The organism is uncultured Solobacterium sp., assembly GCF_963517755.1.
Classification (GTDB): Bacteria; Bacillota_I; Bacilli_A; order Erysipelotrichales; family Erysipelotrichaceae; genus Bulleidia.
This window is the reverse complement of record NZ_CAUQGG010000007.1, coordinates 24177-49021: the sequence shown is the minus strand read 5'-3', so window position 1 is coordinate 49021 and position 24845 is coordinate 24177. Positions and strand designations below refer to the sequence as shown.

At 37.0% G+C, this 24845-nt stretch carries 22 protein-coding genes and 1 tRNA gene; 4 read left to right on the top strand and 19 right to left on the bottom strand.

What is annotated here, in order from left to right; genetic code table 11:
• Positions 1-4: 4 nt before the first annotated feature.
• Entirely contained in the window at positions 5-814 is an 810-nt protein-coding gene (locus RWM19_RS05465) for an HAD family hydrolase (protein WP_313984621.1), read from the bottom strand.
• 50 nt (positions 815-864) lie between these two features.
• Between RWM19_RS05465 and RWM19_RS05460 the strand changes: the two genes are divergently transcribed.
• Positions 865-941, top strand: a tRNA-Arg gene (locus RWM19_RS05460).
• 256 nt (positions 942-1197) lie between these two features.
• On the opposite strand, the gene RWM19_RS05455 is transcribed toward RWM19_RS05460, so the two are convergent.
• The 6 genes from RWM19_RS05455 to RWM19_RS05430 all read right to left on the bottom strand — a co-directional run bounded on the left by RWM19_RS05455 (position 1198) and on the right by RWM19_RS05430 (position 7741).
• Positions 1198-2367 (bottom strand): MFS transporter, encoded by a 1170-nt coding sequence (locus RWM19_RS05455; RefSeq protein ID WP_313984616.1) that lies wholly within the window; start codon positions 2365-2367, stop codon positions 1198-1200.
• 386 nt (positions 2368-2753) lie between these two features.
• Positions 2754-3713, bottom strand: coding sequence for a diacylglycerol kinase family protein (locus tag RWM19_RS05450; protein ID WP_313984613.1), 960 nt, complete (start codon positions 3711-3713; stop codon positions 2754-2756).
• A gap of 1 nt (position 3714) precedes the next feature.
• Positions 3715-4632: a ribonuclease Z gene (locus RWM19_RS05445; protein ID WP_313984609.1), complete on the bottom strand. Its 918-nt coding sequence runs from the start codon at positions 4630-4632 to the stop codon at positions 3715-3717.
• Positions 4633-4685: 53 nt separating this feature from the next.
• Positions 4686-6323, bottom strand: coding sequence for a putative manganese-dependent inorganic diphosphatase (locus tag RWM19_RS05440; protein ID WP_313984606.1), 1638 nt, complete (start codon positions 6321-6323; stop codon positions 4686-4688).
• Positions 6324-6360: 37 nt separating this feature from the next.
• Positions 6361-7257: a type I methionyl aminopeptidase gene (map, locus tag RWM19_RS05435; protein ID WP_313984603.1), complete on the bottom strand. Its 897-nt coding sequence runs from the start codon at positions 7255-7257 to the stop codon at positions 6361-6363.
• On the bottom strand, positions 7232-7741 hold the full coding sequence (locus tag RWM19_RS05430) for a deoxyuridine 5'-triphosphate nucleotidohydrolase (protein WP_313984600.1): 510 nt from the start codon (positions 7739-7741) through the stop codon (positions 7232-7234). The genes map and RWM19_RS05430 overlap by 26 nt, the downstream gene beginning before the upstream one ends.
• Positions 7742-7907: 166 nt before the next feature.
• On the opposite strand from RWM19_RS05430, the gene RWM19_RS05425 reads away from it, so the two are divergent.
• Positions 7908-9113 (top strand): D-alanine--D-alanine ligase family protein, encoded by a 1206-nt coding sequence (locus RWM19_RS05425; RefSeq protein WP_294026661.1) that lies wholly within the window; start codon positions 7908-7910, stop codon positions 9111-9113.
• 280 nt (positions 9114-9393) lie between these two features.
• Here RWM19_RS05425 and RWM19_RS05420 read toward each other — a convergent pair whose 3' ends face one another.
• The 6 genes from RWM19_RS05420 to RWM19_RS05395 form a co-directional block, all read right to left on the bottom strand.
• Positions 9394-9642 (bottom strand): hypothetical protein, encoded by a 249-nt coding sequence (locus tag RWM19_RS05420; RefSeq protein WP_294022866.1) that lies wholly within the window; start codon positions 9640-9642, stop codon positions 9394-9396.
• Positions 9643-9703: 61 nt separating this feature from the next.
• Positions 9704-10840 (bottom strand): glycerate kinase, encoded by a 1137-nt coding sequence (locus RWM19_RS05415; protein WP_313984596.1) that lies wholly within the window; start codon positions 10838-10840, stop codon positions 9704-9706.
• An 88-nt stretch (positions 10841-10928) separates the two neighbouring features.
• On the bottom strand, positions 10929-12176 hold the full coding sequence (locus RWM19_RS05410; protein ID WP_294022868.1) for an ABC transporter permease: 1248 nt from the start codon (positions 12174-12176) through the stop codon (positions 10929-10931).
• A complete protein-coding gene (locus RWM19_RS05405; RefSeq protein ID WP_313984591.1) occupies positions 12176-13873 on the bottom strand; it encodes a hypothetical protein in 1698 nt (565 codons plus the stop codon). Before RWM19_RS05405 ends, RWM19_RS05410 begins: the two co-directional genes overlap by 1 nt.
• Entirely contained in the window at positions 13866-14540 is a 675-nt protein-coding gene (locus RWM19_RS05400) for an ABC transporter ATP-binding protein (protein ID WP_294022870.1), read from the bottom strand. The genes RWM19_RS05405 and RWM19_RS05400 overlap by 8 nt, the downstream gene beginning before the upstream one ends.
• A gap of 2 nt (positions 14541-14542) precedes the next feature.
• A complete protein-coding gene (locus RWM19_RS05395) occupies positions 14543-15691 on the bottom strand; it encodes an efflux RND transporter periplasmic adaptor subunit (RefSeq protein WP_294022871.1) in 1149 nt (382 codons plus the stop codon).
• Positions 15692-15856: 165 nt separating this feature from the next.
• Between RWM19_RS05395 and RWM19_RS05390 the strand changes: the two genes are divergently transcribed.
• Both RWM19_RS05390 and RWM19_RS05385 read left to right on the top strand, forming a co-directional pair.
• Positions 15857-17854: an LTA synthase family protein gene (locus RWM19_RS05390; protein WP_313984587.1), complete on the top strand. Its 1998-nt coding sequence runs from the start codon at positions 15857-15859 to the stop codon at positions 17852-17854.
• A gap of 18 nt (positions 17855-17872) precedes the next feature.
• Positions 17873-18823, top strand: a complete 951-nt coding sequence (locus RWM19_RS05385) for a restriction endonuclease (protein WP_313984584.1) — start codon at positions 17873-17875, stop codon at positions 18821-18823.
• Here the strand turns inward: RWM19_RS05385 and RWM19_RS05380 are convergent.
• The 6 genes from RWM19_RS05380 to RWM19_RS05355 form a co-directional block, all read right to left on the bottom strand.
• Positions 18820-19518: a CpXC domain-containing protein gene (locus tag RWM19_RS05380; RefSeq protein WP_294022874.1), complete on the bottom strand. Its 699-nt coding sequence runs from the start codon at positions 19516-19518 to the stop codon at positions 18820-18822. The genes RWM19_RS05385 and RWM19_RS05380 overlap by 4 nt on opposite strands.
• A 16-nt stretch (positions 19519-19534) precedes the next feature.
• On the bottom strand, positions 19535-20482 hold the full coding sequence (locus tag RWM19_RS05375) for a carbohydrate kinase (protein ID WP_313984579.1): 948 nt from the start codon (positions 20480-20482) through the stop codon (positions 19535-19537).
• Between the two features lie 178 nt (positions 20483-20660).
• Positions 20661-21209: a rubrerythrin gene (gene rbr, locus RWM19_RS05370; protein ID WP_294020031.1), complete on the bottom strand. Its 549-nt coding sequence runs from the start codon at positions 21207-21209 to the stop codon at positions 20661-20663.
• Between the two features lie 139 nt (positions 21210-21348).
• Entirely contained in the window at positions 21349-21606 is a 258-nt protein-coding gene (locus RWM19_RS05365; RefSeq protein WP_294020030.1) for a SemiSWEET family transporter, read from the bottom strand.
• Positions 21607-21956: 350 nt separating this feature from the next.
• The gene (locus RWM19_RS05360; RefSeq protein ID WP_294020029.1) at positions 21957-22913 is read right to left on the bottom strand and encodes an L-lactate dehydrogenase; all 957 of its coding nucleotides are present in this window, start codon (positions 22911-22913) and stop codon (positions 21957-21959) included.
• A gap of 126 nt (positions 22914-23039) precedes the next feature.
• Complete coding sequence (locus RWM19_RS05355; protein ID WP_313984574.1) at positions 23040-24728, bottom strand: Na/Pi cotransporter family protein; 1689 nt, start codon at positions 24726-24728, stop codon at positions 23040-23042.
• Between the last annotated feature and the right edge of the window lie 117 nt (positions 24729-24845).

Sequence of the window (24845 nt, the reverse complement as noted above, 5' to 3'; positions counted from 1 at the left end):
TTCGTTATACAATCCCTAATTCTTCTAATACCTTCGCTACGCCATCATTTGCGCAAGTATCCGCAACAATATCCGCATGCTCACGTACATCATCTTTCGCATTGCCTAATGCAACACCGATTCCTGCTTTCTGAATAAATGGTGTATCATTTCCTGCATCACCAAACGCAATGACATTTTCCCAAGTATAACCTTTCTCCTTGAGAACAGCTTCTACTGTTAATGACTTATTGATAGAATGCAAGAATACATCAAATCCCTTCAAAGATGACCAAGCAAATACCAAGTCAGGTATCTCCTTTGCAAAATTCATAATCACATCTTCATCACCCACTAAGAATGTTCCTAGAGGATTGCCATATTCTATGTGATGCGTGCGCTTCTCTGTATCATCGATAATCAGTTTAGCTTTGATAGGATCACCATTTACATACCCATCCACAAACCTCTGATGTGCGTTGTATGTCACTACGTGATCTACAAACTTAAAACCTAAACCAATATCATTCGCTTGCGCAAAAGAAATGATTCGATTCATATACTCTGTTGGTAGTGGATGTGTCTTTAACACAGTACCATCACGCTTTACCAAACACGCACCATTGATTGTCCCAATGATATCCATTGGTAAATCCTCAAATAGCGTTGGCTGTAAGAACGTATAATGTCTACCCGTATTAATCATGACATCATAACCACTCGCCAGCGCTGTTTGTAAAGCATTACGATTACGCTGACTTAACTGCTCAGAACCACTTGGAATCAGTGTATTGTCTATATCACAGACAATCATTTTAATCTTATCTACATTCATATTCATAACTTCAAAATTATAGCATACCGTGCTAATATATAAAGTGTTCTGTGCTCGTGGCGCAACTGGATAGCGCATTTGATTCCGAATCAAAAGGTTGTGGGTTCGATTCCCATCGAGCACACCATTCAAATTAGAAATAAGCCCTTTATTTAAAGGGTTTTTATTATGTTTTAGTATATTTGGAGAACTTTCTAGAGAACTTTGAAGTAAACCCAATGAGATGCTCGGTCACATAATTCTCTTTAAAAATATATCTAGCTAGAGGTTATGTTCTTCTTTGTACATAGCATTCATGAATTCCTTTTGGTTTGAATTACATTCTTCGTACGCATAGTTTCAACATAGATACTGAGATATTCCGTATTCATGCATTAACTCTTTTATTTACTGTTAGAAAAAAACTTATTTAGTTTTAAACTAAATAACGATATCAAGAAGAAGACTATTCCCATTGATAAATATATAAAATTCTGATTGTAAGAAGTTAATAGAGCGGAAGAAAATAGAAAGATGATTTCCAGAAAATTATTCCCCATATTAAGAATAGAAAGTATTGTAGCTCGTTGATTTTCAAGATGGATTTTATTTATAAAAGAATTTTCCATCTTATCTAATAATGTACTGATAATAGAAAGAATAAATGGAAGTACAACCATTGGAATTAAAATGAATAGATTGTTAAGAAGTGCAAAAATAACAAAGATTAGACTACAAATAGCAGAAGTGCTAATAAATAGAATTTTATTTGAATACTTTTCTGTCATTTTAAAAAAGTAAGGAATAATTAAATCACCTGCTGTATAAATCAAAATAATTGGTGTTATTAATTCTTCAGATAACCCAGCTGATGCAATTTTCAATATATACATAAAGTTAATAATAATAAAAGACAAGCCGATCAAAGAATTAAGAATCAAAAATACGAGTAAATTTGAATTTAAATTCTTAACTATTTCTATTAGTTTTATTTTTTTAACAAGATTTTCTCCATTTTCTATTACTTGAATTTCATTAGGAGATATAGATAAGAAAATGAGACCGATAATAGAAAAGATCAATGATACAAATATTAAACCATTAATTTCAATTTGTTTATATAACAAGGAAAAAAGAATTGTACTCACTATAAAACCTGTAGATCCGAAAGCGATAAATTTTGCTTTTTCCTGTGTATATAAATCATTATCTGAATCACAAAAAGAATGTATATACGCATCGATTGTGCCAGATGAAAATGTAGCTGCGATGGCTTCTATAATGGTTTCTAAAAGAAAAAATGTAACACCGAAACCAATTAAGAATATCAATTTGCATAAACAAAGTAATATTTGATTTAATATCAAGGATTTTTTATATCCTATCTTATCTGTTAGGATTCCAGATGGAATTTCTAGAAGAAAGATAAGAAAAGATAGAATTGCTTGTAGATAGAAGAACCATGATAAAGATACTCCTTTATTAAGACGAACAAGGATAGCAACAGGTGCATAGAGAACCATACCATTACAAAAACCCGCTAAATCTATCCATAAAAATTGTTTAGCTTTCATTGTTATCACTCCAAAGAAGACCATTTAATTTTAGATTAAATGATTCTATAATAATTTTTTTAATATGAACTGCGTATTATAAAACTATTACAATCACATCGTCAGCACCACCACAGCAAAGCTAGTATAGAAGAAAAATTCCTTATAGTATTATATCAAAGTTATAAAATTTAAAATATAACTTCTTGAATGTTGTGGTGATAAGAGGATTCTTAAAATTTAGACTTTAACTAGTAGACCGTCATTCATACCATTGTATGGTCATCCCACAGTCTATCTTCAGCTAGAGGAAGACAAAATGGATTTTTCATAGCCCAAGTTTTTATAAAAAAAGAATTATTATCAAACATGAACGCATGTATTGATATAATCCTTTTTATAACGAATTACCAACCAAGGAAGTGTAACTTTTCATCCATTAGATGATAAGATACAGAGTCCGTCTTATATTCTACTTCACCGTCCGTATGAACCCATACTGGTTGTCCTGTTTGAATATGGATTTGTTTACCATCTTTTAGGGAAACACCTTTGAACTTTCCATGTTCTCCCTTCATTGCATAAGGGAAGATGCGGAAGAAGTCAATTCTACCTAAACCATCCGCAATACAAGCATTCAAGATACCATCGCAGGGATTCGCTGTTGGACAGAACTTAAATCCTCCACCTTCATATGGTTCGTTCATTGTTGCGATAAACAATAACTTATCATAGGAATAACTTTGATCATCAATCTGAATCTTTGTCTTGAAGTGATGATGTAAGAAAATTAAGCGTGCACCGACAAACAAGTAAATGAGCTTACCTAAATGTAATGCATTTAAGACTTTCTTCCATGGTGATCTTTGAACCTGCTCAGAAATTGCGGCGTCATAGCCGATACCAGAACTGATATTGTAGCGACGTGAATACGGTTCGTCAGATACCTTATTTCCCTTTTCATCATAGCGTGTATGGTATGTCAATACACCTACGTCTAAATCTTTGCCATGCTGGTCATTTAGAATACGGTGTAAACATTCAATCTCTGTTCCATGAATCCCAAGTGACTTAGCTAAGTCATTGCCTGATCCACAAGGAATCAAACCAAGATATGTCTTATCAAAGTTTACAATACCGTTTACTGCTAGATTCATCGAACCGTCACCACCAATTAAGATGATATTGACTCTTTCATCATTTGAAGTTAATTCCTTCATTATATCCTTGATACCATGTTCAAGATTTGAAAGATGTACTTTATACTCAACTCCAATTGTATCGAGTTCTTTTTTAATAATATCCCAACACTCGTTTGTCCTACCGCTAGCCCCAGCAGGATTAATCACAATATGATAGACACTCATTTTATTCCCCTTCATCCACAAATCGAAGTACCTTTTTTTGTCCATCTGCAGGAATGATTGCCTGCGGGAAGATTTGTCTTATGACTGTTTCGTATTCCAATGGATCTTTGATGGATGGAGAATAATGTGTAAACCACAATTCTTTTACCATCATCCGCTTTGCAAGAATTGCTGTTTCTTGCATGGTACTATGTTTGTTTAGATTTGCTTTTTCAATCTTTTCTGGATCACCATACATACCCTCACCGATATAGAGGTCCGCATGACTTCCGTATGTTACCAATTCCTCTAATGGTCTTGTATCTGTTGCATAGACCAGCTTGAGTCCTTGACGACTTTCACCCAACACATCATCAGGTGTATATATCTTACCATCAAACTCGACAGTATTTCCTTTTTGCAGCTTTCCCCAGACTTTCATTGGTACATTCTTAGCAATTGCTTTATCCTTATTAAACTTACGCGTACGATCTAATTCAAAGATATACGCATAACAGGGCACACTATGTTTGGCATGTAATGCTTTGATTTTTAGACCGTTTACTTCAAAGTCTGCTTGTGGCCCATCAATCTCTACAAGTTTTATTTCAAAAGGAATATAACGAGCAACTTTATAGATACCTTCAAATACTTCTGTTAATCCTTTTGGCCCATAAATCGTTACAGGTTCTGTACGCTCAGACTTTGCCATCGTCAGTAAAAGACCAGGTAAGCCAGCCGTATGGTCTGTATGGAAATGTGTTAAAAGAATTGTATCGATTGTCTTACAAGAATATCCATATTGATGTATGGCTATCTGTGTTCCCTCTCCACAATCCACTAGTAATGTATTTCCATTCCATCTTACCAATAAGGATGTTAACCATCGATTTGGTAAAGGAACCGTTCCACCTGTACCTAGTAAACAAATATCTAGCATATAACCTCTTTCTACTCATCTATGGTAACACAAAAAGCCCTGCAAAGCAGGACTTAGAGTTCTTTGATAATTGCAGATAGTTTTGGTAATAACTGCTGCTTTCTAGAAATGATATTTGGATCATAACCTGAATGTTCATCAATCTGTGTTTCAATCATCTCTGATAATACATAAGACATCGGTCCATAGAAGACGAAGTAAGAACCATTACCCATTACATCTGTAAATAACATCAGTAACAGATCTAAATGACGATCCTTCTGTTCTTTTTCCATATTCTCTTTGAATGCAGGTAGTAACTTCTGTACTTCTTCGGTATGACTGTAGTTTGTCTGACCGATAGAAATCTTGTATCTACCGATATCATAGTTCTTAAGGTCACGATTGAGGATTTCATGTGGTGTAGAATCCTTCAAGGCAACAGAAGCACCTAACATCTCTCTTGCATAAGCATCAATATCATCGATACCTGCAAGTTCTGCTAACTTCTTAGCCACATTGATGTCTTCTAAGGTTGTTGTGGCAGACTTAAAGTTTAATGTATCAGAGAGAATTGCACTCATCATTAAGCCAGCCATAGTTGGATCTGGAACGATATTCTTCTCACAATATAAGCCATACACAATTGTACTTGTACAGCCACAACGATGGTTACGATATTCAATTGGATGATCTGTTTGAATATCTCCAATATGGTGATGGTCAATAATTGCGACAATATCTGCTTTATCAATATGATTCATTGTTTGGTTTGTTGCGCTATGGTCAACAAGCGCAATACGTAACTTCTTATAGTTACGTGTGTGGTAACGTGATACACCACCTACAACTTTACCATTTTCATCCAGTACAGGATAACTACGTACACGTGAGGCATTCATCTTTGTCGCAACATCTTCTACATACTCTGTATTCTTAAAACAGATTAAATTTGTAGTCATAATCTGAGAAACAGAATAACTTTCCGTGATAACTGTCGCTGTATGCATGGTACGATCAGGTGTCTCAACGATTGCACAACCATACTCCTTGGCTAGTTCTTTAACATCATCCGATGCATGTTCATCACAAGTTAGAACCAAACATTTTACACCTAGACGAATTAAGTTTAGCTGCTTTTCATGGCCTTCGGACATGATGATAATACTGCCAGCGATAAAACTCTCAACCAGTTTTAAATCATCTAAAGTAACGATGTGTACTTGACCATTTGTACTGAATTCTTTTGGTCGCAATACAACCTTGCCACCAATCGTACGTGCGATATTATCTAATGTCGCAGTTGCCATCAAGTCCTTTAAATCAGTATCTTCGTGGATACGATAACGAGAAAGATCACTTGTAGAACAGATACCACATAGATTCTCATTTTCATCCAGAACATATAAAGAACGGTTTTGTGTTCTTAACATCAGATGCCATGCATGATGAACTGTTTCATCATAACGAATGGTTGTTGGAGTATCGAGATTGATATCTGCTAAACGTGCACGTGCATCCGTCATCAATAACGGATTATCTAAATGAAATGTACGTAAAATAAATTTTGTTTCTTCATTCAAAGGCCCTTGACGACAAGCAATTGCCGTACTACCAGTCTTATTCAATAAATTCGCAAACGCAATTGCCGAGCAGATTGAATCACTATCTGGATGTTTATGACCTGTTACATAAATATTGTGATTACTCATGTCCTTTCAACTAACCCTCCACAAATTATCTAATATATTAATAACTTAATACTTCATTACCATCTTCAGTAATCAAGATTGTATATTCCCATTGTGCACTATCTTTGCCATCTTTCGTGCTGATTGTCCAATTATCATATGGGTCAATTACAACCGAAGCTTTTCCTAAGTTAATCATTGGCTCAATCGTAAGAATCATACCTGGTACAAGTACCATACCTGTACCCTTCTTACCAACATGCGCCACAAATGGATCTTCATGGAATTCAATGCCTACTCCATGGCCACCCAATTCTCTTACAACACTATATCCTTTGGATGTCGCATACTTCTGTATTGCATAACCAATATCCCCAACAGTATTCCATGGTTGTGCAGCTGCTAGTCCAATCTCAAGACATTTCTTTGTTTCTTCGACAAGCTTACGGCGCTCTTCACTTACATTTCCAATACAGAACATACGGGACGCATCACCATAATAGCCATCCACAATCGTTGTACAGTCAACGTTGATAATATCACCATCATGCAGTTTCTGAATATGCTTTGGGATCCCATGGCATACAACACTATTTATTGATGTGCATACATGTTTTGGAAAACCTTCATAGTGATATGGTGCACAGATTCCACCATTTTTTTCAGTGAAATCTTTAACAATATCATCGATTTCCTGTGTCGACATACCAACGTGAATATGCTTTTCTACTTCGTCTAATACCTGTTTATTTAATAGCGAAGCCTTGCGAATTCCTTCAATCATCGTTGGACGCTTGATATATTTTTCCTCAGGTAAAATCGCACCTTTTTGTCTTAATTCCTCCATACGTTTCAAAATGTGTTCTGGAATTGGTTCATTCTGATCTATTTCTTGCCAAAGTTTTAAATCCATTTTACTACCTGTCTTTCTATTTTGTTGTACTGCCAAAGCCACCAGTTCTTACAGCATCTACTTCATCATCCACCGTAATGCCGAAGGATACGAAAATACCCTGCAACATTCCCTGGCCACTTGCAATGTCAACTGTCTTATTTTCATTTGTATCATTTGTCAGTTTGCAGAAGATATGACCTTCATTATCTGCGTGATAGTAGTCACTATCAATAATGCCAACTGTGTTATTCATCTGTAAACGATACTTGAATCCTAGTCCACTACGTGGAAATAACATCAATACATAATCATCTGCCATCTTTACTCTGATACCAGTAGGTATTAATACCGTTTCTTGTGGGGCAATCTTCAAATCAATTGGTGTATAAAAATCATACCCTGCAGAACCTTTCGTTGCACGTCGTGGAAGCTTAATTGCGTTGTATATTTCCGCAATATCTCTTGTTTCATTTGGAAAAGTCTTGAGCCAATCCTTATAAAACTCTTCATAACTAACTTTTTCAAACTGTGCAATTTTATTCATTTTGTATTCCTACCTCTTCTTCCTTGATATTTTACCACGTTTATGCGATTTCTCTACACTTTCAGCCACTTTAATTAGTTATGATTAACTTCATTTTAAGTTATAAAATTTCATTTTCGTTTCGAATGGAGTTTAGAGTATAATAAGGAGTGTTAACGGAGGTCTTATGAAATTAAATATCGCAGTATTTTTCGGTGGTGAATCCGTCGAACATGAAGTAAGTATTATCTCTGCACATCAAGCGATTGAAGCGCTTGATAAAAATAAATACAATGTCATTCCTGTATATGTCTCAAAGGAACGCAAACTATATGTATCTGATTTATTAAAGGATATGAGTAACTACAAGGATCTCAAGCATTTGATTTCCCAATGTACACAAGTCTCCATTACATCAGAGGATAATCGTGTTGTAATCCGTCCTGTTAAGCCATCCCTATTTGGCCCTAAAGAATTAGGTACAATTGATGTGGCTATCCCTGTGATGCATGGTACAAATGGTGAAGATGGCACAATCCAAGGTTTCTTTGAAATGTTGAAAGTTCCATATGCTGGATGTGACCTCTATGGTGCAGCGATTGGACAAGATAAGGTTTTACAAAAGAATGTCCTCAATGATAACAACCTACCAATCACAAACTGGTTCTGGGTATATGGGGCAGAAATGGATACACGTCAAAGTGAAATTCTCGATAAAGTACATCGCTTAATCTATCCAGTAATTATCAAACCTGCCCGTACAGGTTCATCTGTCGGTATCTCTATCGCTCATAACGACGAAGAATATCTAGCATGTTTTGATGAAGCACGTCAGTATGACGAAAAAATCATCACAGAAAAGGTTGTAAAACCAATGCGTGAAATCAACTGTTCCGTTGTTGGAGACTCCTATTCCTGTGTAGCCAGTGTACTAGAAGAAGTAAGTTCAGTTTCCCAAGATGAATTGCTCAGCTTCTCTGATAAGTACCTCGGTGGTAGTAAGAGTACAAAGAGCGAAGGTTCTAAAGGTATGGCAAGTACAGCACGTATCGTACCTGCACCACTTACGGATGAACAAACAAGACTCATCCAACAATTAGCGAAGGAAACTTTCCGTGTACTTGGCACCTCTGGTGTTTGTCGTATTGACTTCTTGATGGACGCGGATACTAAGAAAGTTTATGTAAATGAAATTAATACCATCCCAGGCTCACTTGCCTTCTATCTATGGCAAGCAGCTGGTGTATCTTTCTCTGAATTAATGGATAAGCTTGTAGAACTTGCATTAGATAGAGAAAGAAGAAGATCAAAAATGACCTTCTCCTATGAAACAAATATCCTCAGTAACTTCTCTGCTTCAAGCGCAAAAGGTTCCAAGGGATCTAAGATGTAAGATAAGCCCACGTGTTGTGGGCTTTTTAAATGTACATTAGATAGTAAGAATAACTGGTGGAGCTCCCTACTATGTCAAAGCATAGCCATTCCACATACAAGGGCGGCGAAGGAGGTTTTCCGTCTTCAGTCATCCTTACATTAAATTTTATCGTCTTACTACGAAAAAATCAATCCAATGAAGTTCCACAAAACATTCATGCATGCAGTTAAACAAAAGCACTTCGTCTTGAAGTGCTTTTGTTTACTTAATTCTTTTACGAATACTATTCTCTAAAATATTATAGGGTATTCAAATTCACAATATGAACTTCAGGATTATGTGAACAATACAATGTATCTAAACGTACTAAGAATTCTTCCGCATCTTCTTTAGATGGGAAAGTTCTTACTGGTTCAGAAACTCCATTTACAATAAATGTCACATCATACATATCATCTGAATTGTATACAGCTGAAACTGTCATTGCTTGAATCTGTGTAGGAACATAGTATTTCGTTTCCTTTTCACGTACAACTTTTAAAATCATATCAATTATCCTCCATGAAACTTTTCTCTATATAAATCATATCATTTACGATGGCTTTCAACTAAGAAATATTTCCATTTTTGATATCTTCAAACATACGAACAGCTGCCTTCATAAAGTTATCATTCGCATTTGCTAGAATTTCTTTTTCGCTCAAATCATTATCTACTGTTGCATAGAACTTTGTAATACCGTGTTCATATAATGCTTCATAACCGTTTCCAAGGCATCCGCAGATTGCGATGACTGGGATATTTTTTTCTTTGCAGCGTTTACCAATGCCATAAAGTACTTTACCATGTAATGTTTGTGCATCAGCTCTTCCTTCACCACTAATGACATAATCAACGCCATCTAGCATCTGATCAAAGTTCATTAAATCCATTACAACTTCAATACCCGACTTCATCTCACCAATCAAGAATAATGAGAAGGCTGCACCCATACCGCCTGCTGCACCTGAGCCAGGAATTTCATTTACATCTTTCCCAAATGTTTTTAGTAAAACCTGACGGTAGTTTTCCATTCCCTTTTCAAGTTCTTCTAACACTTCTGGGGTGCCTCCTTTTTGTTTTCCATAGCACATTGTTGCGCCATTTGGACCACATAAAGGATTATCCACATCACACATGATTGTAAACTTAGCTTCTTGAACTAATGGGTTCATACGTGAAGTATCGATTGTAGCGATATCTTTTAGACTATCGCCAATCCCTTTTACTTCATTGCCACCTTTATCTAAAAAGCGTACACCTAACGCTTGCATGGCACCGATACCACCATCATTTGTGGATGTTCCACCAATCGCAATCTTAATATCACGAATTCCATCATCAAGAATATGCGCAATTAACTCACCTACACCATAGGATGAAGTGTAACGAGGATCACGTTTCTCTTGCGGAATCAATGCTAAACCCACTGCTTCCGCAACTTCTAGGATTGCTTCTTTTTGATTTACTAAACCAAATTTAGCGTCTCTTCGTTTCATGTATGGATCGTGTGTTGGTACATACATAATTGAACCACGCAGATTACGAGTGACAGTTTCCACTGTTCCTTCTCCACCATCAGCCATTGTTACATCGATATATTCCACACTTCCAAGCACACGATGAGTCGCATGTCTTAACAAGCGATTAATATTGATAGCACTCATCGTACCTTTGAATGAATCGGGGGCAAATAAAAATTTCATATATCCTCCTACTGTCGACATTTTTATTATGATATCATTCTCATCCATTTTTCGCATCAAAAAAGTGATTGATGATATCATCAACCACTTACTCACGGCGTAATGCGTCGATAGGATTTAAGTTTGCGGCCTTGTAGGATGGTAAGATACCAAACACAATACCAATTAACATAGAGAATAATACTGCGAAGATAGAAGCTTCGACGCTAATGGCTATCGGTGTACCATTAAGCTTTGATATCAAGAATGCTAGGATAACACCTGAGATAACTCCAATGACACCACCAGTCGATGTAAGAACGACCGCTTCTGTAAGGAATTGAATCAGAATCGATTTCTTAGGAGCTCCAATTGCTTTCTTTAAACCAATTTCACGTGTTCTCTCTGTTACGCTTACTAACATAATATTCATTACACCAATACCACCGACAAGTAAGGAGATACCCGCAATCCACAACAACATTGTATTGGTTGCTTGAGATAATTGTTGTATTTGCTTGGCTTGCTTCATCAGATCTTCTGACTTATAACTTGTATCACCATTGCCAGTCGCTGTCGCATTTAAGATTTCTTCTGCTTGCTTACCAATTGTTGTCATTGAATTTGTGTCTTTTGCACGTAAGATTACATTTTCTGGCTCATCATATTGGTATAATAGTGGCCAGACGGATGTTGGTACATATACCTTTCCAGAAGTATCCTGGTTATATGTATAGTAATCATTCATATTTTTAATGGTAGGTTCAAACTCTACCGCTGGTGAAACAACACCAACAACTACGAATGGTTCCTTTTGAATTTCTACAGTTTTCCCAATTGGATTTTCTCCTTGGAATAACTGTTCTGCAGAAACTTTATCCAATAAACATACTTTACGATTCTTAACCACATCATTTGTAGAGAAAGCTCTACCGCGACTTACAACCAAGCCATTTGTCTGTAAATACGTATCATCGATTCCGTATACATATCCGCCAGTCAAAGAGTTTGTCAGATGGAATACACCGTCATATACCTGACGGCGATGATAGAGTGATACATTGACTACACCAGAAATATTCTTTAAATCATCTTTTTGAGATGCAGAAACTTCTTTATATTTACCCGGAATTCCTTGTCCAAAGTCATACTCCCAATCGCCTTGTGTCATACGTACATTGACGGTATTGACACCTGAACCGATGAGGTTTGTTTGAATCTGTTCATTGGTACCTTTGATTGTGGAAACGATAGCGATGATTGCCGCAATACCAATAATTATACCCAGCATTGTTAGAATTGAACGCATCTTATGCGATAGGATTCCACGAATTGATAATCTAATATTCTCACCCATTAGTAGCCTCCTAACATAGCATTATCATCCATATCAATCTTCGTACGAGTACCCTCTATCGCACCATCACCATATGGGAAGGCAATATAGTCCGTATCCGCAAGACCAGATAATACTTCTGTTGACATATTGAAGTACACTTTTCCTGTCTTGATGTATGTCTTTACAAGTTTTCCATCTACATCTTTCATAACATACTTCTGTCCGTGTTCATCACGGATAAAGGCATTGCTGAGGTAGATAGAAGATGTATCCATATTTTCTTGTTGAATTGATAAAGCAAGATATGTACCTTGTTTTAAATCATCACCTTTTTCAATATATGCAGTAAAACCATACATTGATACATTTGGATTACCACCATAGAATCCTTCACCAGAATTCGTCGGGAAGTTATCAATCTGTGTAACAACTGCTTCATAGATTGAACCAGTTTCATAACTTGTAACAGATACCTTAGTACCCTTTTGAATTGTTGTTAATAACAATTCTGAAATAGTACCCTTTACTTCCGTACCTGTTCCACCTGCAACAGTTAAGAACGGTGTTCCATCGGTAGGTACATTATTTATATCCTTTAAGCCTTTAATGACACCACTTCGCTTTGCGTAAACAACACCATCCGCTAACTGTGTCTGTAATTCGGATAATTCTAACTGTTTACGACGAATATCGATATCATATTCACGAACTTCAGATTCCTTTGCGTGAATAGCACGTACAAGCTCTGAGGCCGTCATCCCATCCGGTTCAATTTCAGATACTGGATCTTCGTGAGGAACTGGAATAAAGCTAAGCTCATGCTTCTTTAGATCAACCTTTGCCAAATCATTTGTTTCTGTACCTAAGATTTCCTTCAGTCTATCTATAGATACTAACCAAGAATCCACAAGACCTTTTGTTTTATCATCATCTTTGTAAACATCAAGGGAAACATAGAATGTCTTTCCATCTGTTTCTGCTTTCTGAATCAGTTCTTTCACAAACTTTCCAGTTAGGAAACCATCGCCCTTTATCGCAAAGTGATATGGATTAGCCTTTGTGCCCTTTTCATATGTGTTTACAGCAGGAACTGCTGGGGTTGGGGTAGGTGTCGGAGCTGGTGTAGGAGTTGGAACTGGTGAAGTCTGTGGAGTTGGGGTAGGTGTTGGTTCGTCAAGATCCTTTGTAAACTCTGTATCCTCATCCGTTAAAGAATTTAGATAGTTCCACACTTTATTATCTTCTACCTGTGTTCCCACTTCTGTATCCAGTTTAAATTCTGGTTCTGGTGTAGGAGTAGGTGTTGGGGTTACCTTTCTTTCTACCGGCTTTGTATTTTGTAGTTGTTGCAATTCTTTTTTCGCTTGTTCTAAACGAAGCTGTGTAGTAGAGATTTCAATCTTCTTTAATTCCACTGTATAGTTCAAGCTAGTAATATCATATGCAAGTAACTTATCACCGACAGATACAGCTTGTCCTTCCATAACATACACCGCACTGATGATTTGTGATGCGGATGGTGTAACAGTCTGTGTAGCTGGATCTGATACTAGTCCACTCATCTGTGATTCCATTGGATTACCGCCCATATTCATCGTGCTCACTTGCACAACATCCACCTTGCGAGATGCCTTGCGATATTGCAGGATTCCAAAGTATCCAATGACGAAGGCCGCAACGATAGAAACACTAATAATTACTCGTTTTTTATTCATGCGCGCCCTCCTGTATCATGCCATCAATAATATGAATTACACGCTTTGCCATGCTTGCGACATGTGCATCATGTGTAATCATAACGATTGTGACACCCTCTTTGTTTAACTCTTCAAATAATTCCATCACTTGTTTACCAGATGCTTGGTCAAGTGCTCCTGTTGGCTCATCTGCTAAAAGAATACGCGGATGATTAATGAGTGCTCGTGCAATCGCTACACGTTGTTTCTGTCCACCAGATAATTGGTTTGGTTTAAAGTTTACACGTTCGCCTAAACCAACCTTAGTTAGTGCTTCAATCGCAGCCTTTTCACGTTCTGGCTTTGGAACACCAGCATACACTAGTGGTAAAGCTACGTTTTCAATTGCAGTTTCACCTGGCAAAAGTTCAAATGTTTGAAATACAAAACCAATCTTCTTTAAACGTACTTCTGATAACTCATTTTCAGAGATACGCGAAATATCTGTGCCATCTAGTTCATAAGTTCCTTCTGTACAGCGGTCTAAACAGCCAATGATGTTCATTAGCGTTGTCTTACCAGAACCAGAAGGACCCATAATTGCGACATACTCACCTTCTTCTACCTGTATTGAAACATTCTTTAAAACAGGTACTTCAATGGTGCCACCATAGCTTTTATAGATTCCTTGTAAGTTCAATAACATACTTATTCTCCACTTCCTACTGTAGAGATAGATTCTGTCTTCATACCTTCTTTATAGTCTTCCATTGGCCATGCGATACTATCAGATTCAGATACCCCAGATTTAATCTCATATTGGTACAGATTTTCATCTAATTCACCAATTTCAACTTCACGCTTTTCTAAGCGATGATTCTGATTGGCAACCCATAGATATGCTTTATCGCCTTCCATCACGATATAAGACGCATCTAACCAAATACCATCCTTCTTCACAGCAGTTCCGTTATTCTTTTCTAAATACACGTGCTGGCCTAACATTAAGCCATCTGAAGAATCTAATGAAATATAGAATGGATACGTACTGGCCTTTTCAGAATTACTAGAGCCGCCCATGCTGTACATATCATTTTGTTTTGCATTTGGTTCTGTCTTGATTTCTGTAATTTTGCCTGTCCAGAACTTTGACTCATCCGTTCTAGAACGTACAATCATCTCTTCTCCAAGAGAAATAGATGTAATAGATGTTTCATCAATAGTACCCTTGACTCTAAATTCACCAGATTGTGAGATTTCGATAAAGGCAGTTGCATTACCTTGCGCATCTGTACTATTTTCATTGATAGCCTTAATAATACCGGTTGTATTAGCAAGCACATCCGCAGTATCGATTTCTTTTTGTTTCGCAGCCAAATCCAACTGTTTTTGTTGGATAGATAACTGTGCAACACGAATATCATTTTCCGCAATCGCAACCTGGCTGGTATCACCGCTAGCCTTATATTCAGAGATTGCATTATTCTTGTCCGTAATTGTGCCTCTTAATGATTCAATATCTAGATTGATTGAGCTAATTTGTTTCTGTGCTTCCGAAACATCATAGCGGAAAAGGACTGTGGTAGGAATTACCTGATCACCCACAGACACGAACACCTGTTCAATCTTCTTCTCTTGATTTTTATTGACCTTTACACTCTGTTGGGCTTCCACCACACCAGAATAACGGTCATTTCCACCACCTGTGGAACCCATGATATTACTAATGGTATCTACATAGGCAACCGCTCCACCACTAGCTCCACCAAGATTCTTTTGGAAGAAGGTAAATATTGTAGCGACAATCGCCACCACCGCAACAAGTACCGCAATCAAAATCTTCTTACTTTTTAACATATAAATTCTCCTGTATCTTTTCTAACAGACTATATCTTGCAAAATGATGTATTTCTTTTGATATAAGTAGAATAAACTAACTCTTTAATAATATTCTACCATCTTGCAAGCATAGTATATATAACAAAAGTGACAATTCCATTACAATCCAACTATAATATTCTTATGAATAAATTAAGACGCATCACTTCACTCCTAATCACGACCATTTTGTTGATCGAAAATATCTATTTTTATCAGGATTATCATAAACTCGATCCAACAAATACCATGTTTCTCATCACAATCATCGTATCGTTCCTACCAATTCTTCTAAAATGGATACCCCACAAACCAAAAATCGATACGATAATCAAAGTGATTACAATCATGCTTGTACCGCTACTGATAGAAATGGCAGTCGAACTCTGTAATAATAACTTACTCTCCGATATCGAAGGTATCGGTAATGTATTTGTAAACTACGGCATTATTCTTCTGCTTGCGATGATTTTCTACGTACTACTTGCAAACATGAAATTCTCCTTTGCGATTACCACTATCATCCTAAGCATTTTTGGAATCGCAAACATGTATGTAAAGCAGTTTAAAGGTATCCCTCTTTTACCATGGGATTTAAGTGTCATCAAAACTGCAGCTGGCGTCGCCACCAATTATCAACTGACATTTAATGTACAGGTGCTATTTACGCTAACTATAGTCAATATTATCTTTGCGCTATTATTCTGGTTACCAAAAACAAAGAAGACAAAACAACGGATACTCTATCGTACAACTTGCCTCTTCCTATCTGCTGCAGTACTAATTACTTTCTATGGTACAGATTTCTTTCAACTTACGCTTGGCGCAACACCAGACTTCTTCAATCAAGCAAGAGGATATGAAAACTACGGTGCAATTGCGGAATTCTTCGTCAATACACGCTATCTATCCCTTCAAAAGCCACATGGCTATGATATAGAAACACTTTCAACAAAGTTAAAGGAAAATACCAGTTCTAAACAAACCATCACAGAAACGGCACTTGGGCAGCTTCCAAACGCGACAGTAGAACACCCAAATATCATCACCATCATGAATGAAGCCTTCTCCGACTTACAAGTAGTCGGAAAATTCGAGACCGATAAAGATTATCTTCCATTTGAAAACAGTATGAAAAATACTAAAAATACCATTCAAGGAAATATCTATGTTTCCACGATAGGAACTGGCACCAGCAATACGGAATATGAATTTTTGACCGGTAACTCTATGGCTTTTTTACCGATTGGCTCCAATGCCTATACGCTATATGAAAAACATACACAGCCCGGTCTTGCGATGACTTTATCTGATCAAAACTATAGTACGACTGCCTTCCATCCTTACCACAAAGAGAATTGGAATCGTATCAATACCTATCAATACATGAACTTTGAACGATTTATTGGTATGGAAGATATCACAAACTATCAGAAGTTAAGAAACTATATCTCTGATGAATGGGATTTCCAACATGTCATTGATTTATATAAACAACGTGATCCAACAAAACCATTCTTCATGTTTAATGTGACGATGCAGAATCATTCCCCATACGATACCGGATTGATTCATGATGTACATATCACTTCCATGAAGGGAAATTACCCACAGACAGAAGAGTATCTCAGTATCATCCGTAGAAGTGACATAGCCCTAGAACAGCTTGTCAATTACTTTAAAAATGTATCTGAGCCAACAATCATTCTAATGTATGGTGACCATCAACCATTTATTGAAGATGCATTCTACGAAGAACTCTATGGCAAGAGTCTACACGAACTTAGTGATGCGGAAAATCAACAGAGATATATCACTCACTTCTTTATGTGGGCCAACTATGACATTCCTAGTGGTAGTATCCCTTATATCAGCGCAAACTACCTCAGTACCTTACTTGCGGAAAACGCAAACGCAAAACTAACGCCATATCAAAACTTCCTTCAAAATGTATATCAAGATGTACCTGTCGTATCGGCTTTAGGTTGTATTGATAAAGATGGTAACTACTTTGTTTATGGTGAACATAATGCGTATTCATCGAAATTAGAGACGTATGCACAGCTCGCTTATAATAACCTTATCGAAGAAGAAAAGCGTAAAAATGAATTATTTACCCTTCTTCCTGCAAATTCAAAATAAGTACTGTATAATGATTTTATGAACGGAATTCAATACGAACACAGCTGTGCAAAATATTTATCCAAGCTTGGATATAAGAATATTACTCTCACCAAGGTAAGTGGTGATCAAGGTATTGATATTATCGCTACCAAAGGGAATTTAAAATACGGTTTTCAGTGTAAGTATTACAGTGGAACTGTAGGAAACGATGCTGTACAGCAAGCCTTCTCCGGTATCGCTTATTACAAGCTAGATAAAGCAGTTGTGATCACCAACAGCGATTTTTCCTCGGGTGCACGTAAGCTTGCTGAAGAGGCAGATGTCCTATTATGGGATCATGTAGAACCGATAGAAGAAGATAATCGTTATACACTGTATCAGGCAATGGCAATTCTCTTCTTCGGTTGGTCAATCATTCAACTCTATCAAATTTTCTATAGTGCAGAGCCAACCAAAGACTATCAGTTTATTTCCTATAGTCTATTATTTATCGCATCCTTCTTACAAGCAATTCCACATCATGCACGGATCGCAACAGGCATTGCTGTGATACTCTCTTCAATACATGCATACATGTATTCGATACAGAAGGTATTCTCAATCTTCACTTTAGATTATTACCAGCTTGCGTTATTCTTCTTTATTATTGTTACATTTATACGATTTGTTTACTATATCAAGAAGTACTCAATTCGTCGTCAAGCAAATAAACGAAATCAATTACGGCAAGATATACAAGAAACACGTTATACGATTGCACAAAATATGGCTGTCTTCCTTGCAAATGAATTTAACTGTAATGTGAAGGTAATTGATATGAAGGTAGAAGATAACGATCTTATCATCACCTTACAAACAAATCGCACACAAACTAGTCAACTAGCATCGATACAAACAAAATTAAATCAAAACCAAGAACAGATTCAATATGAACTACGTGCTACTGCACTACACATGATTGAACTAACAATAAGAGCCAGTCATTAGTTTGACTGGCTCTGCTTATCTTTTACTTTTCTTAGGAAATCACTGACCCAATTAGAGTCAATTTCTACAGATTCATCTTCAGCTAGATATGGTTTGTAGTGTTCTTCTAAAGTTTGATACAGTTCTTTGGTAAAAGGAACTTCTCCCACAATCCCATCACCAGATTGAATCAAGAACGCATACTCATCACCACTTGTATTGAAATACATATGATCGATTTCCAAACTTTGTGATTGTATCTTAGCCAGATCACCTGTTACATACTTACCGATTTCAATGATACGATCATCTAACCCAAGTAGGGCAATCAATGCCTTTTCTTGCATGTCTGATTGATTCGACACAATTCTCTTCGTGCATGTTTCAATCCACTTATTTAAGGCTTCATCTAACTCATCACGATGATAGCGACGATTGAACATGAGGTTCATCTCTTCATAATCTTTTTGGTTATCTGGATATCCAATCAAAAGATTCTTACTACCATCATGATACATGCATGTATATAACATGTTTTGTTCCGTATGGCATTTTGAGCAGCTATGACGGAATAATTTACCACGTAGTAGGTTTGTTTCTGCCGATGGATCTAAAGCTGTATCAATGAGTGATTTGATTTTAACCTTTTCTTTCTTCCCACAGGAATGACAAGTAATCTCTGCTTCATAGGTATTCATCTCTGCTCTTTTAAACATGATATTCTCCTATTTTTTATTTCTGTAATTCTTCTAATGTTGGGGCTGCATTCATCGCACCCTTTTTCGTCGTAACGATGGCAGCTGCGTGATTTGCAAAGCATAATCCATCTTTGATCATCTCAGGTGAAATCTGATCAGGCTTTTGTTTGTGATGATCTAAATAGTATAACAGCGCACCAACAAACGTATCACCTGCACCAGTTGTATCAACTGGATTAACTTTACGCGCATCCGCATGGCTATGACAATGTTTCAGGTACGCATCACTACCCTCAGGTCCATATGTCACAATGACATGTTCAACACCATATTGTTTTACCACTTCGATAGCTTCTTTGACTGACTTTTTACCAGTGATGAATTCTACTTCATCATCTGCCATCTTAACGATATTTGCATACTTCATAAAGGATAATACTGTTTGTTTACACTCATTTAAATCATCCCAAAGATCTTTACGGATGTTTGGATCAAACAGGATTGTCGCATTCGCTGCTTTTGCCTTCTGTAACAAATACTCTGTTGCGTACTTTACAGGATACTCCACTAAGTCAACAGAGCCAAAACTGATATAGTCATCGCTTGTAAATTCAACTTCTTCAACATCACACTTATCTAAGAGTAAGTCTGCACTTGGATTACGGTAGAAACTAAAGTCACGTTGTCCATCATCCGCAAGGCTTACAAAAGCTAGTGCTGTCTTTGCCTTCTTTGTAGTCTTTAAATATTTTGTATTAACACCATAACTCGCAATCGTATCTTTTAAGAAATGTCCAAATGGATCATCTCCAACCATACCAATAAAATAAGCTTCTGCACCTAGTTTCGCTGCCGCTACTGCCACATTAGCTGGTGCTCCCCCTGGTCTTTTTTGAAAGGCATCCACAGCACTTAGGCTTGCGGCTGTCTGTACTGGAATAAAGTCAATTAATGCTTCACCGATTGTATAGATTTTTCCCATATATTTTCTCCAACTTTACATACTGATTTTACCCTTTTTAATCATACTAGTGCAATCATTCCCATCATTTTATTATCTTTTTCCACTGAAAAAAACTGTCTATTTGTTTATACATATACGATGTATCTTACAACAAAAAAAGCCAAAGCACAGTGTACTTTGGCATAAATTTATCATCTTAGAAATTTTCTGCGTGAATTTCAAAGAATGCTTGTGGGTGATGACATACTGGGCAAACTTCTGGAGCTTCCATACCAACAACGATATGACCACAGTTACGACATTCCCAAATCTTCACTTCACTCTTCTTGAATACTTCCTGCATTTCTACATTCTGAAGTAACTTTCTGTAACGTTCTTCATGCATCTTTTCGATAGCACCAACACCTCTAAACTGAGCAGCTAGGTCGTGGAAGCCTTCTTCTTCCGCATCCTTTGCCATACGTTCATACATGTCAGTCCACTCGTAGTTTTCACCATTTGCAGCTGCTTGTAAGTTTTCCTTAACATCACCAAGCATGCCTAATGCCTTAAACCAAAGCTTTGCATGTTCCTTTTCATTTTCGGCTGTCTTTAAGAATAGAGCAGCGATTTGTTCAAAGCCTGCTTTCTTAGCTACAGAAGCGAAGAATGTATACTTGTTTCTAGCTTCTGATTCTCCTCTAAATGCTTCTAAGAGGTTCTTTTCAGTTTTAGTACCTGCATAAGGGTTCTTTTTGTTTTCCATTATTTTTCTCCTCCATGTTTCCACACACTCTCTTCGGAAACCATACTAATCTTCTTCCTATCGTCGTAGAAAGTCAACGATATTACTATAGATTTCATCAATCTTTTGCATAAAAAAAACATTCCCTTAGGAACGCTTTCTAAAGTGCTGTAATTGCGGCAATTGCGCCAAAGAATACACCAGGTAAATTTGCCATCATTAGTGGCCAATCCTTCTTTTCTTGCATAAAACCATATGTCACCCATAAGGAACAGTTGATAGCCGCAACCATAGGTTGTAGGAAACCACTCTTCATCCCATGTAGGTTATTCATAATTTGTGGGAAGTAGGAAACATACATTAACATTGCTGTACATGTCGCAATCCATCCTAGTGTTTTTAATGCCTTTTGATTCATCACTTATACCCCCTCTTTCTGGATATCGCTCTTCAAGATATGTATATTAAGAACGAACGCAAACATTCTACTACATTCCTTTCTTTTATGTAAGATATTCTTTCAAATGAATTATGTGAAATATGATACTTACAGTTCCATCTCGTATGTGATAAACTTGAATCGTCATTTGGCTTTGTTGCCATTGATATCTCCTCCTTATATTTTGAATTTCGGTTGTCAGCCTTATTCAATTATATACGGAGGCTTTTTTCATCGCTTAAGCTTTTCCATTCTTATACGCATAGCGTATGGTTTTTATAGGAAACTTCATTTCCTATAATAAAAAATCCGGAACTCCGGATTTCTTGTTAGAATTCTACGCCTTCCATCGTCTTCTTTAAGACAGCTGCAGATTCAGATAGCTTTGTACGTTCCTCTTCACTCAGGGAGATTGGCACCAATTCTTCAATACCATTTCTGCCGACGATTGCTGGAACGCTTAGCGATACATCACTAATACCATACTCACCATGTAATGCAGTTGATACAGGTAAGATAGACTTTTCATCACGTAAGATTGCACGACAGATTCTTACAACTGACATTGCAATTCCGTAGTAAGTAGCGTTCTTTCTTTCAATAATCTTATACGCCGCATTCTTAACATCTTCTGCGATATCTTCTTGAGCAACCTTCATGTCAAGGTCACCACCCATACCTCTTAACGCGAAGAAGTCAGCGAGTGGAACACCTGATACATTTGCCATAGACCATGTGCAGATTTCAGAATCACCATGTTCACCGATAACATATGCGTGAACAGAACGTGAGTCAACATCCAAACGTGTTCCTAATAGATATCTTAGACGTGCAGAGTCTAATACAGTGCCTGAGCCAAATACACGATTCTCTGGCATGCCAGAAGCTTTCTGTGCATAGTAAGTTAGGATATCAACTGGATTAGCTACAATCAATAAGATTCCTTCAGGATTTTGTGCCTTAATTTCAGCCATAATACCAGAGTGAATCTGGATATTCTTCTTGATTAAGTCAAGACGTGTTTCACCTGGCTTTTGGGCAGCACCGGCTGTAACGATAATGATAGCCGCATCCTTAATATCGGAATAATCACCCGCATAGATATTCATTGGAGAACTGATTGAAGTACCATGACCAATATCCATGGCTTCTCCTTCAGCCTTAGCACGATTTACATCTAATAAAACCATTTCTGAAAATAGACCGCTTTGCATTAAAGCAAATGCGCTAGAAGATCCAACAAATCCACAACCTACAACTGCGACTTTACGAAAATTAATACTCATATTTCATATATCCTTTCTGTTTTAAGATACGTTTCCATTATAGGCATTTCTTTTTAAAAATACACTTAATGTAATTCAAAAAAACATCTTACGCTTTTATTTTTCGCAAGATGTTTCATATATCAACTATTTTGTTGTTGCGTCTGTCAGGGTTGGATTAAAACTAGCATCTACATAATCTAATAGCGCTGACTTGGCAATATTACAGCAGTGGTCACCCATACGCTCTAATGTACCAAGAATATCACAGTAGATTGAAGCAGCCACAGAAGATTCACATTGGTTCTTAGACATACGTGTGAAATGCGCTTGACGTGCTACATACTCTGCCTTATCCATTTCTTCTTCTAATGCCATTAATTCTTCGTAGATAATCTTATCTTTTGTTCGGTATACTGCAATTGCCTTTGCGTACATTTCTTTAAACTTATCATACATACCGTTGATGTCAGCCATCGCAAAGGAGGTTAGTTCACTACGGTCTTCTTGAACCATCTTATAAAACTCAGAGAGGTTCATAGATAAGTCTCCTAAACGTTCTAAGTTCTTGATGATTTCTAGATCCCTACGAATATCCGCTTGATCAATAGCTGTTAAATTGGAATTTGCGGAAACCTGAACCAAGAACTCTGTAATCTTACGATCCAAAGAGTTGATCATAGACTCAGATTGCTTTAGGTTCTCAAAATCTTCATCCGTACCAGGCTTATTTAGGAAAGTACGAGAATCAGAGACATCTTCACTAACAACATCCGCTAACTTGAAGATCGCATCTCTAGCTGCAGAAATCGCAACTGCAGGAAGTTCAGTACTAGCAAGATGAGCATCCAACTCATCGATATTAATTTCAATCTTCTTAGGTTCTTCACCACGAACAATCAAACGAATTAGTGCTGTAAATTGGCGAAGTAGTGGGAAGAATACGATGGTTGCACTTGTGTTAAAGACGATATGTGCTACCGCTATCTGCATCATTCCACCAATATGTAACTCTGCACAAATCCATTGAATAAAGTTTGCGTATGGCACCAAGAATATCATACCAATGGTAGTACCAATAATATTGAACAGGATATGGATACCAGCCGTTCTCTTAGCAGCTGTAGAACCACCAATTGAAGCTAAGATACCCGTAACAGTTGTACCAATATTAGCACCAAATACGAATGGTAATACTGCGCTAAATGTTAATGCACCAGCTTCATACATCTTCTGTACGACACCAATTGTCGCAGCTGATGCTTGTACTGCACCAGTCATGATTGTACCAGCAAGTAGTGATAAGAATGGATTTTTGGACATAGCTTCCGCAAAGGACATAAATGCAGGCACATCTTTAATTGCCGCAAGTTCATCACCCATCGAATTCAAACCAAAGAAAATCAAACCAAAACCAAGAATGATATAACCAGTACTCTTAATTTTCTGTTTCTTACCAAAGCAGATAATCATTGCACCGACGAATACAAAGTATAAAACAAACTTATTAATATCCAGGGAAATCAATAATGATGTTACTGTTGTACCAATATTGGCACCCATGACAATACCTGCAGCCTGTTCCAAATTCATAAGACCTGCACGAACCAAGCCAATCGTAATTGCGGTTGAAGCTGAGCTGGACTGCATGACGATTGTAATCGCAATACCAATCAAAAAAGCACTGAATGGATTGGTTGTATATTTATCAATATAATCTCTCAATTTATCACCAGCAACAGCTTTTAAGCCATCGCCCATGAAATTGATACCAATCAAGAATAGACCAAAGCCACCTAGGATAATATCCCATCTAATGGATGTAAGTTCCATCATTCCTCCTGTGGATCATTAGACCCTTTAAAATCTCCCCATCTAAAACACACGGAAACAAATTCAATTTAAAATATTTTAGGCTAAAATTCAAGCATTTTTCACATTTAACTCTTCTAA